At 70.1% G+C, this 13,209-nt stretch carries 12 protein-coding genes; 7 read left to right on the forward strand and 5 right to left on the reverse strand.

Going from position 1 to position 13,209, the window contains the following annotated elements; all coding sequences use genetic code 11:
- Positions 1 to 23: 23 nt before the first annotated feature.
- Together ABIC70_RS13475 and ABIC70_RS13480 are read right to left on the reverse strand one after the other, a co-directional pair.
- Positions 24 to 2,063, reverse strand: coding sequence for an FUSC family protein (locus ABIC70_RS13475; RefSeq protein ID WP_354439908.1), 2,040 nt, complete (start codon positions 2,061 to 2,063; stop codon positions 24 to 26).
- Between the two features lie 128 nt (positions 2,064 to 2,191).
- Positions 2,192 to 2,506: a hypothetical protein gene (locus tag ABIC70_RS13480; protein ID WP_053608680.1), complete on the reverse strand. Its 315-nt coding sequence runs from the start codon at positions 2,504 to 2,506 to the stop codon at positions 2,192 to 2,194.
- A 240-nt stretch (positions 2,507 to 2,746) separates the two neighbouring features.
- On the opposite strand from ABIC70_RS13480, the gene ABIC70_RS13485 reads away from it, so the two are divergent.
- Positions 2,747 to 3,382: a glutathione S-transferase N-terminal domain-containing protein gene (locus ABIC70_RS13485; protein ID WP_043347074.1), complete on the forward strand. Its 636-nt coding sequence runs from the start codon at positions 2,747 to 2,749 to the stop codon at positions 3,380 to 3,382.
- A 7-nt stretch (positions 3,383 to 3,389) separates the two neighbouring features.
- Here the strand turns inward: ABIC70_RS13485 and ABIC70_RS13490 are convergent, their stop codons facing one another.
- On the reverse strand, positions 3,390 to 3,854 hold the full coding sequence (locus ABIC70_RS13490; RefSeq protein ID WP_043347075.1) for a DUF2147 domain-containing protein: 465 nt from the start codon (positions 3,852 to 3,854) through the stop codon (positions 3,390 to 3,392).
- A gap of 268 nt (positions 3,855 to 4,122) precedes the next feature.
- On the opposite strand from ABIC70_RS13490, the gene ndk reads away from it, so the two are divergent.
- Entirely contained in the window at positions 4,123 to 4,545 is a 423-nt protein-coding gene (gene ndk / locus ABIC70_RS13495) for a nucleoside-diphosphate kinase (RefSeq protein WP_043073092.1), read from the forward strand.
- A gap of 168 nt (positions 4,546 to 4,713) precedes the next feature.
- The gene (locus ABIC70_RS13500) at positions 4,714 to 5,079 is read left to right on the forward strand and encodes a hypothetical protein (protein ID WP_043383689.1); all 366 of its coding nucleotides are present in this window, start codon (positions 4,714 to 4,716) and stop codon (positions 5,077 to 5,079) included.
- 131 nt (positions 5,080 to 5,210) lie between these two features.
- On the opposite strand, the gene purN is transcribed toward ABIC70_RS13500, so the two are convergent.
- Positions 5,211 to 5,861 (reverse strand): phosphoribosylglycinamide formyltransferase, encoded by a 651-nt coding sequence (purN, locus tag ABIC70_RS13505; RefSeq protein WP_354439909.1) that lies wholly within the window; start codon positions 5,859 to 5,861, stop codon positions 5,211 to 5,213.
- A complete protein-coding gene (gene purM / locus ABIC70_RS13510; RefSeq protein WP_075381834.1) occupies positions 5,861 to 6,940 on the reverse strand; it encodes a phosphoribosylformylglycinamidine cyclo-ligase in 1,080 nt (359 codons plus the stop codon). The genes purN and purM overlap by 1 nt, the downstream gene beginning before the upstream one ends.
- 139 nt (positions 6,941 to 7,079) lie before the next feature.
- Between purM and ABIC70_RS13515 the strand changes: the two genes are divergently transcribed.
- From ABIC70_RS13515 to ppx, 4 genes are all read left to right on the forward strand, one after another.
- Positions 7,080 to 8,204 (forward strand): AI-2E family transporter, encoded by a 1,125-nt coding sequence (locus ABIC70_RS13515; protein ID WP_287089366.1) that lies wholly within the window; start codon positions 7,080 to 7,082, stop codon positions 8,202 to 8,204.
- Positions 8,205 to 8,217: 13 nt separating this feature from the next.
- A complete protein-coding gene (locus ABIC70_RS13520; protein ID WP_043350885.1) occupies positions 8,218 to 8,928 on the forward strand; it encodes a P-loop NTPase family protein in 711 nt (236 codons plus the stop codon).
- A gap of 105 nt (positions 8,929 to 9,033) precedes the next feature.
- Positions 9,034 to 11,412 (forward strand): RNA degradosome polyphosphate kinase, encoded by a 2,379-nt coding sequence (locus ABIC70_RS13525; protein ID WP_354439910.1) that lies wholly within the window; start codon positions 9,034 to 9,036, stop codon positions 11,410 to 11,412.
- A gap of 82 nt (positions 11,413 to 11,494) precedes the next feature.
- Positions 11,495 to 13,048 carry an exopolyphosphatase gene (ppx, locus tag ABIC70_RS13530; protein ID WP_043383698.1) on the forward strand — a complete coding sequence of 518 codons (1,554 nt, stop codon included), beginning with the start codon at positions 11,495 to 11,497 and terminating at the stop codon, positions 13,046 to 13,048.
- The last annotated feature ends 161 nt before the right edge of the window (positions 13,049 to 13,209 follow it).

A 13,209-nucleotide genomic window follows, 5' to 3' on the forward strand; every position in this document is an offset into this window, starting at 1 on the left:
GTAACCCCGGAAGAAGTCGCCCGTCAGAAGAGCGCGATGTCGAGGCGATGGAGGAATCGCCGGTGGCGGGTGATGGTCCGTGATGCGGTGACGAGATCGCTGGCCGCGCGGGCGGTGGTGAGCCGCACGGCCCGGCCCTGGCCGGCGGCGGCGCGGATCAGGTCACGCGCCGCGGTCTCGAGCCCGCGATCGTTGCCCGAAGCCAACGCGTCCCGTGCCCGCGGGATCGCGCCGCGCAGGGCCTCGATGGACCAGAGGCGGCGCAGCTCCGCGTGGGCCCGGGCGGCGGCGGCCTCCAGACGGGCGAGGGCGAAGGCGTGATGCAGGTTCGCCCGCCGCACGGCGCCGCTCCCCGAGCTGTAGCCGGCGAACTGGAACAGCCGGTCGGCATTCAGGCTGGTGCGGGTGGTGGCATCGCCTCCCTGGCCGATCAGCGCGTCGGCGAGCGCCCGCCGGGCCGAATCGAGGGCGAAGCCCCGCTGCTGCGCGGGCGTGACCGGCAGGACCAGGCGGACGACGATCGACAGGATCACGGCCGCCGCGACCACGAGGAACGCGTTCAGCAGGAAGGTCAGGGCGTCGTAGGTCTGCGGGTTCGAGGGGCCGAGCAGGACTGGAAAGAACACGATCAGGATGAAGCCGATGCCGAAGGTCTTCGGGTTCAGCGACAGGAAGCAGCCGAGGAAGATCACCGGCGCCATGACGATCGCCAGCATCGGGAACCCCTGGACACCGTTCAGGAGCGCGAAGCGGGCGATGCCCGCAAGGGTCGCCGCGAGCGTCATCCCGATGACGACCCCGTTGGCGAATTTCTTCGGATCCGGCGTCACGGAGGACAGGGCCGCGGTGGCGGCCACTTGGACCAGCGCGAAGGAGGCCTGCGGCAGGCCGAGCGCCACGAAGGCGGCGGCCGTCACGGCGAAGCTCAAAGCGACCCGCAGGGCGCCGCGGAGGGCGACCGGGAAGTCGCGATGGGTCGGCAGCCGGGCGTCGCGCAGGGGCTCGTGGCCGTCCGCCACCGCGCGGATGCCGTCCTGCGCGAAGGTCGCCGCACAGACGAAGTCGAGGGCGCGCTGGAGAACCACCACCTCGTCGAGGGGCCGGTTCCCGTCCCGGATCGCGGAGTCGACCAGATCGCGCAGGCGCTCGTCGTCGCGATCGAGGGCATCGGGATCGGGCGCGTCGGCCACCCTTCGGCAGATCGCCATCGCCTCCGCGACCGCCGGGCTCGGATGGCGCAGGCACGCGGCCGCGGCCGCCACGCTGCGGATCGCGGCCGCCATCGCGTACAAGGCGGCGATGCAGCTGCGCGCGCCGGCCGCACGGAACCGGCCGTCGTCGAGTTCCCCCGCGATGGCGCTGGCATCGGCCCGCATCGGCGCGATGGTGCGGATCAGCGCGGCGGTCCGCGTCGCGCCGAGATCGCCGGATTCCAGCGTCTCCCGGGCATAGCTCCGCGTGTCGTCCCAGCCCTTGCGGAGCTGCGGCAGCAGCGCCCGCCACGTGCTCGGGGAGGCGAGGGCGTCGTTGATGAAGGTGATCACGACGATGCCGAGAACGATCACGGCGACGCGGGACACGGCGGCGTCGAAGGTGCCCTGCGGGTCGTCGATCTGGCCCAGGGCGACGATCGCCACGGTGTAGCCGGACAGCATGGCGCCGTAGGCCCGTGTGTCCTGCAGGTACTGGGCGACGAAGACGCAGAGGCCGAGCCAGACGGTGAAGCCGAGGAGCAGAAGCACCCGGTCCTGCCCGAACAGGGCCATGAAGACGATCGACACCGCGGCCCCGATGAGCGTGCCGAGAAGGCGGTACACCGCCTTGGAAATGGCCTGTCCGCGCTTGGGCTGGGCGAGGATCGCCACGCAGGTGGCGGCGGACGAGGCGCTGTCGAGCTGGAGCCAGAAGGCCATCGCCAGCGCCAGCATCATGGCGATCCAGATGCGCAGGGCAAAGGCCCAGGCCGCCGGCTTGGGCACCCAGGCATCGAGGAACGCCACCGCGCGGTCGAGAAGCGACCCGGCCGACGGATCCGCGGCGGGCGCGACGGGGGCCTCAGCCATGCCGGACCCGGCGCGGTGCGCCGTCCGCCGCCCGTGGGGACGGATGAAGGTCCAACATGTCCTCGCCTTTCCCGCCGCCCCGCCGCGGATGTCTGAACAATCGAGAAGCGCTGCGGTTCGCGACCGGCTCAGGCTTTATCGCCGCCCTTCAGCCGCTTGTTGCACTTGCTCCAGTACTGCGGCCATTTCGGCCCCTGCGCGGCCTTCTGAGCGTCGGTCAGGGCGCGCCATTCGGCGCCGCAGGTCTTCTGCCGGTCGCGGGCGGCGGACTGGCCGGGGCTCGGCTGCTTCGCTGCGGGCGAGGCCGGCGCCGCCGAGGGCGCCTCGGAGGCCGGCGGCGCCTTGGCTGTCGACTCTTTGGCGGCCGGCTCCTTGGCGAGGACAGGCTGGGCGGCGAGCAGCGGCACGGACAGGATCGCGATCCTGACGAGACGATCGATCATCGGATATTCCCCCTCGGGCGTCGTTGCGACGCCCGAGACGCAGTCTCGCCGCTCGCCCCGGGAGACGGCAAGCCCGGCGCCGCAGCCGCCAACAGCTGCCGCCACGCCGTGTCGAATCCTCAGGCCCGCTCTCGGGATGCCCTTGAGCGTGGCCGGGAAATCGTCTTCACTGTCGGGGTTGTCCGGAAAAGGCGGAGGACCATCGCACCGCCGACGATTGGGTCCAGGAGCAGACAGAGCATGGCAGCGGTGTCCGGGCGGCCGATCGACGTCCATACCTGGAGTACGCCGAACGGCTGGAAGATCCCGATCATGCTGGAGGAGTGCGGGCTCCCCTACCGCATCGTTCCCGTGGATATCGCCAAGAACGAGCAGTTCGCTCCCGATTTCCTGGCGATCTCACCCAACAACAAGATCCCGGCCATCGTCGATCCGGAGGGTCCCGGCGGACAGCCGATCTCGGTCTTCGAATCAGGCGCGATCCTGCAGTATCTCGGCCGGAAAACCGGGCAGTTCTATCCGGCCGACGAGCGCGCCCGCGTCCTCGTCGACGAGTGGCTGTTCTGGCAGGTGGCGGGCTTCGGGCCGATGCTCGGGCAGACGCACCACTTCAAGATCTACGCGCCCGAGAAGCTGCCCTACGCGATCGACCGGTTCACCGCAGAGGCGAAGCGTCTGTACGGCGTGCTGGAACGACGCCTCGAGGGCCGCGCTTTCCTGGCCGACGACTATTCCATCGCCGACATCGCGACGTTCACCTGGGCGAAGCTGAACTTCAAGCAGGGCGTCGACATCAACACCCTGCCGAACGTGGCGCGATGGCTCGAGAGCATCCTGGCGAGGCCGGCGGTGCAGCGCGGCCTCGCAGCGATCTGACAGGCGCTCAGTTCTTGTTCGCCGCCTGCTGATTCACGTCCGGCACACGGGTCCAGGTCTGGGATCCGCACAGGATCTTGAGCATGCAGCCCGAGACGTTGAGTTCGGCCTCGCTCTCGCGCTCCAGGCTGACCGTATAGATCTTGCCTTCTTCGATGTTGTAGAGTTCGCCGGTGTATTTCTCGTCGTCCGGCTTGAGGCCTTCGATGAGCTGCAGGCCGATCACCGGCCGCGCGCGCTTCTTCGGGTCGGGATTCTTGAGATCGGTGCGGGGAGCGCCGTTGTCGAAGGTCGGCGTCTTGAGCCAGACGACCTTGCCGCAGACGAGCTTCTGACCGGGCCCGCAGCGATCGATCCGGATCTTGGCGCGGCCGTCGCCGGTGAGCCAGGTGCCGGACGGATCCTTCGCGGTGTCGGCGGCGGCGGCGGTGAGGCCGGCGAGAAGCAGGCTGGCGCTGAGAGCGAGTCGCATGGTTCGTCTCCGGGATTGGGGCGTCGCGGACGCCCGAGGGGTGGACGAAGTCGGTTGGTGCGCGACTAGGCCGTCGCAATCGGGCGATTTTTCGGCCGTGTTGCGGCAGAGCCACGGCCGCGCTTGGACCGGCCGGTTCCGGGACGCCGCTTGAGACACGGGGGGGCGCCCGCTATAAGCCCGGCGCCGAAGCGAAATTTTCGCTGCCGCGGCGCGTCCGGCCTCCCGGCGTGCCGCAAACCTTTTCCACAGACAGACCGGACGCACCATGGCCACCGAGCGCACCTTCTCGATCCTGAAGCCCGACGCGACGCGGCGGAACCTGACCGGCGCGGTCAACGCCGTGATCGAGGAGGCGGGCCTCCGCATCGTCGGCCAGCGTCGCATCCGCATGACCAAGGAGCAGGCCGAGAAGTTCTACGAGGTGCACAAGGAGCGCCCGTTCTTCGGCGAGCTCGTGACCTTCATGACCTCCGGCCCGGTGGTGGTCCAGGTTCTCGAGGGCGAGAACGCGGTGGCCAAGTACCGTGAGGTGATGGGTGCGACCAATCCGGCCCAGGCCGCCGAGGGCACGATCCGCAAGAAGTTCGCCGAGTCCGTCGGCGAGAACACCGTGCACGGCTCAGACAGCGCCGAGAACGCCAAGATCGAGATCGCGCAGTTCTTCAAGGATTCCGATATCGCCGCCTGAGGCGACGGTCGGTGGCGGGTTGGGCACACCGACCCGCCATCGTCACGCACCGCACCCGGCGGCATCGGGAATGCCGCCGGGTGTGACCGGGCCGTCCTTGACGGGACGGAGCCCGGAAGCGTCCAACAGCCGAGCTTAGCCAACCTCAGCTCTCGGACGACCCCGACCATGACGATGCGCCGCCTGCCCCTGCTGATCGCGACCGGCCTGTTCGCCCTCGGCGCGACCGCCGCCCTCGCGGGCGGATCCTCGGCCCCCTTCCAGCAGTACGAGCCGGATCCGGCCCTCAAGACCGCCAGCAAGGCCAATCTCGAAGGCCGCGTGCGCCACGCCTGCACGATCGTCCAGGCCCGCATGACCAGCGCCCCCGAGGCGTCCCTGGAGCGCCCCTGCGGCTGCTACGCCAAGCAGACCCTGCGCAGCCTCGACGCCGCCGAGATCGAGGCCTACCGGACCACGGGCTACTTCAACGATTCCGCCCGCGCGAAGGCCCTCTCGGCGCTGGACAGCTGCAAGCTGCAGCGCCCCGTCTGAGGACGCAGACAGGGCTGCTTCGGTAGACGTCGCCTCTGCGAGCGCAGCGAAGCAGCCCAGCGCATCGGAACGTCGGCGAGCGGGCGATGCCGGATCGCCGGGCTCCGCTCGCAGGGACGATGGGCCGCCCGCTAAAGGCTGAACAGAACGCCGTCGGGCGCCTCGTCGGTGATCACCACGCGGTCGCCGTCCAGGCGGGCGCGGCCGCCGGCCACCAGGGCGAGCACGGCCGGGTAGAGACGGCGCTCCTGCACGATCACCCGGTCGGCGAGGCTGTCGGGATCGTCGTCCTGGCGGACCGGGATCGCGGCTTGAGCGACGATCGGACCCGCATCCAGTTCCGGCACGACGAAATGCACGGTGCAGCCGTGCAGGCGCACGCCGGCGTCGAGCGCCTGCCGGTGCGTGTGCGTGCCCTTGAACAGGGGCAGGAGCGACGGGTGGATGTTGAGCATCCGGCCGGCCCAGGACGCCACGAAATCCGTCGTCAGGATCCGCATGAAGCCCGCGAGGCACACGAGGTCGACCTCGGCCCCCCGCAGGGCGGCGTCGAGGGCGGCATCGAAGCCGGCGCGGTCGGCGAAGGCCTTGTGGTCGATGGCCTGCGTCGGGATGCCCGCCTCCGCCGCGCGGGCGAGGCCGGCGGCTTCCGGGCGGTTCGACACGACGAGCACGATCTCGGCCGGGAAGGCGGGATCCTGCGCCGCCTCCATCAGCGCGACCATGTTGGAGCCGCGCCCCGAGATGAGGATGGCGACGCGGGTCTTGCGGGCGGTCGCCATCAGAGGGCGAGGTTTCCGCTGAAGGTCACGGGCTCGGAGCCGCGCGCCGTGATCCGGCCGAGGCGCACGGGCGTCTCGCCGGCCCGGGTCAGGGCCTCGTCGACGTCGTCCACCGCATCGGCGGCGGCGATCACCACCATGCCGATTCCGCAATTGAAGGTGCGCAGCATCTCCGCCTCGGCGACGCCGCCCTCGCGGGCGAGCCAGCCGAAGACCGGCGGCGGGGTGACCGCGTCGAGGTCGATGGCGATGCCGACATCGTCCGGCAGGACGCGGGGCAGGTTGTCCGGGAAGCCGCCCCCCGTGATGTGAGCGAGCGCCCGGATCCCGTCCGTGGCGCCGAGCGCCGCCAGCAGGGGCTTCACGTAGATCCGGGTCGGCTCCAGCAGCGCCTCGCCGAGGCTGCGCCCGGGGGCGAACGGGGCCGGCGCGTCCCAGCCGAGGCCGCTTTTCACGACGATCCGGCGGACCAGCGAGAAGCCGTTGGAATGCACCCCGGAGGAGGGCAGGCCGAGCACAACGTCGCCGGGCCGGATCCCCGGACGCGGCAGAAGCGTGCCGCGCTCGGCGGCTCCCACCGAGAAGCCCGCGAGGTCGTAGTCGGATCCGTCGTAGAGGCCCGGCATCTCGGCGGTCTCGCCGCCGATCAGCGCGCAGCCCGCCTGCCGGCAGCCTTCGGCGATGCCGCGCACGATGTCGGCGCCGACGCCCGGGACCAGCTTGCCGGTGGCGTAGTAGTCGAGGAAGAACAGCGGCTCGGCGCCCTGGACGATGATGTCGTTCACGCACATCGCCACGAGATCGATGCCGATCGTGTCGTGGCGCCCGGTCTCGATGGCGATCTTGACCTTGGTGCCGACGCCGTCATTGGCCGCCACCAGGATCGGATCGCGGAAGCCCGCAGCCTTCAGGTCGAACAGGCCGCCGAAGCCCCCGATCTCGGCGTCGGCGCCCGGGCGCCGGGTCGAGCGCACCAGCGGCTTGATCGTCTCGACCATGGCGTTGCCGGCATCGATGTCGACGCCCGCCGCCGCGTAGGTGAGCCCCGTCTTCGGCTCGTTGCCGTCCTTGGCCGTCATGCCCGCGCCACCTCGTTCCAATCTGGCCCCGCTCTAGCGGCTTCGCGCGCGCCACGCGAGTCGGCTGCGGCGGCGCCTTGATCGGCACGCGCCGCATACCCACTCTGCCCGCGGGCGTGGTGTCTGGGGGAGCGTCGACGTGCGCGCACGAGCTGTGATCGGGCTGGCCGCCGTGGTCGCTCTGGGATTGATCATCTACCTCCTCCGGGAAGTGATGCTGCCCTTCGTGGCCGGCATCACCCTGGCCTATCTCCTCGATCCCCTGGCCGACCGGCTGGAGCGCCTCGGCCTCGGCCGGCTGGCCGCGAGTCTGCTGATCCTGGCGTTGTTCGTCGTCGTCCTCGTGGTGACGCTGCTGATCCTGATCCCGCTCACGGCCAATCAGGTCGTCGCCCTGGTCAATGCGCTGCCCGGAATGGTGTCGCGGCTCCAGGCCATCATCGCGGAGCGCTCCGGGTCACTGCTGGAACGCGTCGGCGGCGCGAATGTCCTCACGGAGCTGCAATCCTCCGTCGGAACGCTGGCGACCCAGGCGGGGACGTGGCTCCTGGCCTTTCTGAAATCCCTCTGGTCGGGCAGCCAGGCCCTGATTTCGATCGCCTCGCTTCTCGTGGTGACGCCGGTCGTCGCGTTTTACATCCTGGTGGATTGGGACCGGATGGTCGCGGCCATCGACGGCTGGGTGCCGCCCCGGCACCGCGCGACGGTGCGTGACCTCGCGCGCCAGATCGACGGCGCCGTCACCGGCTATGTGCGCGGCCAGACCCTGGTCTGCCTCATCCTGGGCAGCTTCTACGCGGTCGGCCTCTGGCTGGTCGGCCTCAACTTCGGCGTGCTGATCGGCCTGATCGCCGGGTTTCTCACCTTCATTCCCTATGTCGGCACGCTCACCGGCTTCCTGCTCTCCGTCGGCGTCGCCCTGGTCCAGTTCTGGCCATCCGGGGACTGGCTGTATCTCGGCCTGACCGTGGGCGTGTTCCTCGTCGGGCAGTTTCTCGAAGGCAACGTCATCTCGCCGAAGCTCGTCGGCGATTCCACCGGGCTTCACCCGGTCTGGCTGATGTTCGCCCTGCTCGCCTTCGGCACGCTGTTCGGCTTCGTCGGGCTGCTGCTCGCTGTCCCGATCGCGGCCTCCATCGGCGTGCTCGTCCGCTTCGCCCTGGCCCGCTATCTGGAGAGCCGCCTCTACCATGCCGGACAGCCGATCTTGATCGAGCACGACGGCAAGGACGCTGCGGCCTTGACCTCCACGGGCGGGGGGTGATCCTGGGCGACACATGCGCGAGAACGCACCACCCCGGCAATTGGCCTTCGACCTGCCCCTCGACCCACGCTATGGGCGCGAGGATTTCCTCGTGGGACCGGCCAACGAGGCCGCCTACGCGCTGATTGAGGCTTGGCCGGACTGGCCGGACAGTGTCCTGGTCCTCACCGGTCCCTCGGGCAGCGGCAAGAGCCATCTCGCGGCGATCTGGGCGGAGCGCGCCCATGCCTGGACCCTCCCGGCCGCCGAGCTGGGGGCCGACGCGATCCAGCACCTCATCTCGAACGGCGCTCTGGTCATCGAGGATATCGACCGGACGGAACGGCTCGACGAGGCGGCGCTGTTCCATCTGCTCAACCGGGCGCGGGAGCGCGCCTGCCCGATCCTGCTGACGAGCGGCACCGGGATCGACGCCCTCGGCCTCGCCACGCCGGACCTGCGCTCGCGGCTCCGGCTGGCGCCGCGCATCGCCATCGAGGCGCCGGACGACGCCCTGCTGCGGGCGGTCCTGGTCAAGCTGTTCGTGGACCGTCAGCTGGTGGTCGATCTCGGGGTGATCGATTCGCTGGCCCTGCGCATCGACCGGTCGCTGGGCCGCGCCCGGGACGTCGTCGCCGAGCTCGACCGCGACGCCCTCGGGCGCGGACGCCGGATCAGCCGGCCGCTCGCGCTGGCTGTCCTGCGGCGCATGGGACTGGACGACGAGCCCGATCCGGCCGGTTGAACGCGGAATGCGGCGGCCGTCACGAAACTGTCGTGAAGGCCGCCGGTCTAGGGTGATACACGCTCCGCCGCCGCTAGGAGCGACGCGTAGAGACAGGGATCGGGGATGGAATCGACGCAGAAGCCCGTGGACCGCGACGCCGCCGACGAGGCAGCCGAGCCCCGTCGGCGCGCGGCGGCCAATCCGACGGCGCGGCGCGCGCCCGCGACCCGGCGCACGCAGACCGACTCGATCGCCGCCGGGGCCGCTCCGGCAGCCGCGGCCGACGCCAGTGACGAGTGGCCGGCAGCCGCGGCTCCGGCGGAGCCCGTTGCCGGCGCGGCCCGCGAGCCGGTGCTGGAGGCCGGTCGGTCCCTCCGCCACTCGCCGGAGCGCTTCGTGAACCGCGAGCTGTCCTGGCTGCAGTTCAACCGGCGCGTTCTGGAGGAGGCGTCCAACCCGAATCATCCGCTGCTGGAGCGCCTCCGCTTCCTGTCGATCTCGGCCAACAACCTCGACGAGTTCTTCATGGTCCGCGTGGCCGGCCTGATCGATCAGGTGCGGGCCGGGATCACGGTCCCGTCGCAGGACGGCCTGTCGCCGTCCGAGCAGCTGGCCCGGATCGGCGTGGAGGTCTCGCGCCTCGCCGCCGACCAGCAGGCCCGCTGGCGTGAACTGCGCGCGGAGCTGCACGCCGCCGACATCGACATCGTCGAGCCCGCCGCCCTCTCGGCCGATCAGGCGGCGTGGCTGGAGGAGTATTTCCTCAACCACGTCTTCCCGGTCCTGACGCCGCTCGCGATCGATCCGGCCCACCCGTTCCCGTTCATCCCGAATCTCGGCACCACCATCGCGCTGATGCTGGTGCGTCCGAAGGACGGCCGGCTGCTGCGCGCCCTCATCCGCCTGCCCGGCGTGATCGACCGCTTCGTCCGCCTGCCGGTGAGCGACAGCGAGACCGCGGCGCGGCTGATCACGATCGAGCAGGTGATCGGGATGTTCACCGGGCGACTCTTCCCGGGCTACCTCGTCAAGGGCAGCGGCGCATTCCGCGTCGTCCGCGACTCCGATCTGGAGATCGAAGAGGAGGCGGAAGACCTCGTCCTGCATTTCGAGACGGCCCTGAAGCAGCGGCGCCGGGGCGTCGTGATCCGGCTCGAGGTCGAGGCGGGCATGTCGGAGGATCTGCGCAGCTTCGTCGCCGACGAGCTGGAGATCGCCGCGGACGCGATCTTCATCGTGGAGGGCATGCTTGCCCTGAACGAGCTGTCCCAGGTGGTCGGGATCGACCGGCCTGACCTGAAGTTCAAGCCCTACAATCCCCGATTCCCGGAGCGCATCCGCGAGAGCGGCGGCGATGTCTTCGCGGCGATCCGACAGAAGGATTTCATCGTCCACCACCCCTACGAATCCTTCGATTCGGTGGTGCAGTTCCTCGCGCAGGCCGCCCGTGACCCGAACGTGGTCGCGATCAAGCAGACGCTCTATCGGACCTCGTCCAACTCGCCGATCGTCGCGGCGCTCGCCGAAGCCGCGGAGCTGGGCAAGTCCGTCACCGCGCTGGTGGAACTGAAGGCGCGCTTCGACGAGGAAGCGAATATCCGCTGGGCGCGCAACCTTGAGAAGGCCGGCGCGCAGGTGGTCTTCGGCTTCGTGGAGCTGAAGACCCACGCCAAGCTGTCGCTGGTGGTCCGTCGGGAGGGCGACAAGCTGGTCACCTACTGCCACGTCGGCACCGGCAACTACCACCCGATCACCGCACGGGTCTACACGGACCTGTCGTTCTTCACGGCGGACCCCGCCATCGCGCGGGACGTGTCGCGCATCTTCAACTTCATCACCGGCTACGCCGAGCCCGCGGAGCTCGAGCGGATGGCGGTCTCGCCGCTGACGCTGAAGAATCGCCTCCTCGAGCACATCGACGCGGAGGTCGCCCACGCGAAGGCGGGTCGCCCGGCGGCGATCTGGATCAAGTGCAACTCGCTGGTCGACAGCCAGATCATCGACGCGCTCTACGACGCCTCGGAAGCCGGGGTTCAGATCGACTGCGTGGTCCGCGGCATCTGCTGCCTGCGGCCCGGCATCCCGGGCCTGTCGGAGACGATCCGGGTGAAGTCGATCGTCGGGCGCTTCCTGGAGCACGGACGCATCTACGCCTTCGGCAACGGCGTCGGGCTGCCGCACCCGAAGGCCACGGTCTACATCTCCTCCGCCGACCTGATGAGCCGGAACCTCGACCGCCGCGTGGAGGCGCTGCTGCCGATCACCAATCCGACGGTGCATCAGCAGGTTCTCGATCAGATCATGCTGGCCAACCTGCTCGACAACCGTCAGAGCTGGCGCCTGCTGGCTTCGGGCGGCTGCGAGCGGATCCAGCCGGCCGATGGCGAGGAGCCGTTCAATGCCCACAAGTACTTCATGACCAACCCAAGCCTCTCGGGACGCGGCAAGGCCTCGAAGAAGTCGAGCCCGCGCGCCCTGAGCCGGCGCGCGCAGCGCAGCTGAGTTTCGCCGCGCAGCGACACTGGGCTAAACCTCCCGCACGGCGCGCCGGCAGGCGCACCGGGCTCATGAAGGACTCGGACGCTTGGGCAGCCCTCGTGCCAACCTCACCCTCGCGCATGATGCGGAGACGATCGGCAGCGCCGCGCATCAGCCGGTGGCAATCATCGATATCGGCTCCAATTCGGTGCGGCTCGTCGCCTATGACGGCCTGACGCGGGCACCGACGCCGCTCTACAACGAGAAAGTGCTGTGCGGTCTGGGCCGCAACGTCCTGACGACCGGTCGGCTGAACGAGGAGGCGGTGACCCGGGCGCTCGCCGCCCTCGCGCGGTTTCGGGTGCTGTGCGAGACGATGCGCGTGGGCCAAGTGTTCGTGCTCGCCACGGCGGCGGCCCGGGACGCCGAGAACGGTCCGGATTTCCTGCGCGCCGCGGAGGCGGCCTGCGGCCAGGAGATCCAGCTGCTCTCCGGACGGCGCGAGGCAGAATTGTCGGCGCTCGGCGTCGTCTCGGGCTTCCACGCGCCGAACGGGGTCGTAGGCGACATGGGCGGCGGCTCCCTCGAACTCGTGGACGTTCGCGGGACCGTGGTCGGTCAAGGGGTGACCATGCCCCTCGGCGGCCTAGCCCTCCAGGATCTGTCCGGCGGCTCGCTCAAGAAAGCATCGAAGATCGTCCGCGAGTATATGCGCAAGGCCGCGCCGCAGCTCGAGACCCTGCGCGGGCGGACCTTCTACGCGGTCGGCGGCACCTGGCGGGCGATCGCGCGGCTTCACCAGGCGGCCCGCGGCTACCCCGTCCACGTGATGCATGGCTACGCGGTGGAGCCGAGCGACGAGCTGAGTTTCCTGCAGGTCGTCGAGCAGACGGATGTGGCGCTGCTGCAGGACGTCGACGCGATCTCGGAAGCACGGCGCCCGCTGCTCGCCTACGGCGCCGTCGTGTTGGAGGAGATTATCCGGGTCGGACGCCCGCGGGAGGTGGCGATCTCGGCATCGGGGGTCCGCGAGGGCCTGCTGTTCGAGCAGCTCGACCGCGACACCCGGCTGCTCGATCCGCTTCTGGCCTCGGCGTCGGAGTTCAATGTTCTCCGGGCGCGCTCGCCACGCCACGGGGAAGAGTTGATCGCCTGGACGGACCAGTTCGTCGCGACGCTCGACGGTCACGAGACCGCCGACGAGCGCCGTCTGCGCCATGCGGGCTGCCTGCTGTCGGATGTCGGCTGGCGGGCACATCCCGATTATCGCGACGAGCAGAGCATCGCGGTGATCCAGAACGCGGCGTTCGTCGGTGTCGACCATCCGGGGCGGGCCTATCTCGCCCTGGCGGTATCGCTGCGGCATACCGGGCTCGCCCCGGAAAAGGCGAACCCGATGCTCCGGAGTGTGGCCGGTCCGCGCCTGTTCGAACGGGCCCGTCTGCTGGGCGCGTTGCTCCGCGTCGCCTTCCCGATCTCCGCCGGCATGGACGGTGCCCTCGGGCGGGCCCCGCTGGCCGTCGAAGACGGCCGCGTGGTGCTGCGGCTGCCCCATGCCTGGGAGGCCTTGAGCGGCGACCGCCTGTTGAACCGCGTTCGCGGTCTCGGACGCATTATCGGGCTCGACGGGCGCGTCGAGATTACGGGCGGATCCTTCTGATCTAATCCGGGCCGAGACCGGACGGAGCGACAGCGCACCTACGAGTCCGCCGCCGCAGGTCGGGTGAGCGACGCGGCGGATTCTTCGCCCTCGGGAATGCGGCGCGTCGCGTTCCTGCGCGCCCTCGTCGCGAACGCGCGATACGCCTCACCGCGACCCAG

The sequence above is a fragment of the Methylobacterium sp. 1973 genome (genome assembly GCF_040545035.1).
Taxonomy (GTDB): domain Bacteria; phylum Pseudomonadota; class Alphaproteobacteria; order Rhizobiales; family Beijerinckiaceae; genus Methylobacterium; species Methylobacterium fujisawaense.

Excerpts from the sequence above, each read along its gene's own strand:
- purN (WP_354439909.1), bottom strand. The coding sequence starts at position 5,861 with ATGGCGACCGCCCGCAAGACCCGCGTCGCCATCCTCATCTCGGGGCGC.
- ABIC70_RS13520 (WP_043350885.1), top strand. The coding sequence starts at position 8,218 with ATGCGCGAGAACGCACCACCCCGGCAATTGGCCTTCGACCTGCCCCTC.
- ndk (WP_043073092.1), top strand. The coding sequence starts at position 4,123 with ATGGCCACCGAGCGCACCTTCTCGATCCTGAAGCCCGACGCGACGCGG.
- purM (WP_075381834.1), bottom strand. The coding sequence starts at position 6,940 with ATGACGGCCAAGGACGGCAACGAGCCGAAGACGGGGCTCACCTACGCG.
- ABIC70_RS13490 (WP_043347075.1), bottom strand. The coding sequence starts at position 3,854 with ATGCGACTCGCTCTCAGCGCCAGCCTGCTTCTCGCCGGCCTCACCGCC.
- ABIC70_RS13475 (WP_354439908.1), bottom strand. The coding sequence starts at position 2,063 with ATGGCTGAGGCCCCCGTCGCGCCCGCCGCGGATCCGTCGGCCGGGTCG.
- ABIC70_RS13480 (WP_053608680.1), bottom strand. The coding sequence starts at position 2,506 with ATGATCGATCGTCTCGTCAGGATCGCGATCCTGTCCGTGCCGCTGCTC.
- ABIC70_RS13500 (WP_043383689.1), top strand. The coding sequence starts at position 4,714 with ATGACGATGCGCCGCCTGCCCCTGCTGATCGCGACCGGCCTGTTCGCC.
- ABIC70_RS13485 (WP_043347074.1), top strand. The coding sequence starts at position 2,747 with ATGGCAGCGGTGTCCGGGCGGCCGATCGACGTCCATACCTGGAGTACG.
- ABIC70_RS13525 (WP_354439910.1), top strand. The coding sequence starts at position 9,034 with ATGGAATCGACGCAGAAGCCCGTGGACCGCGACGCCGCCGACGAGGCA.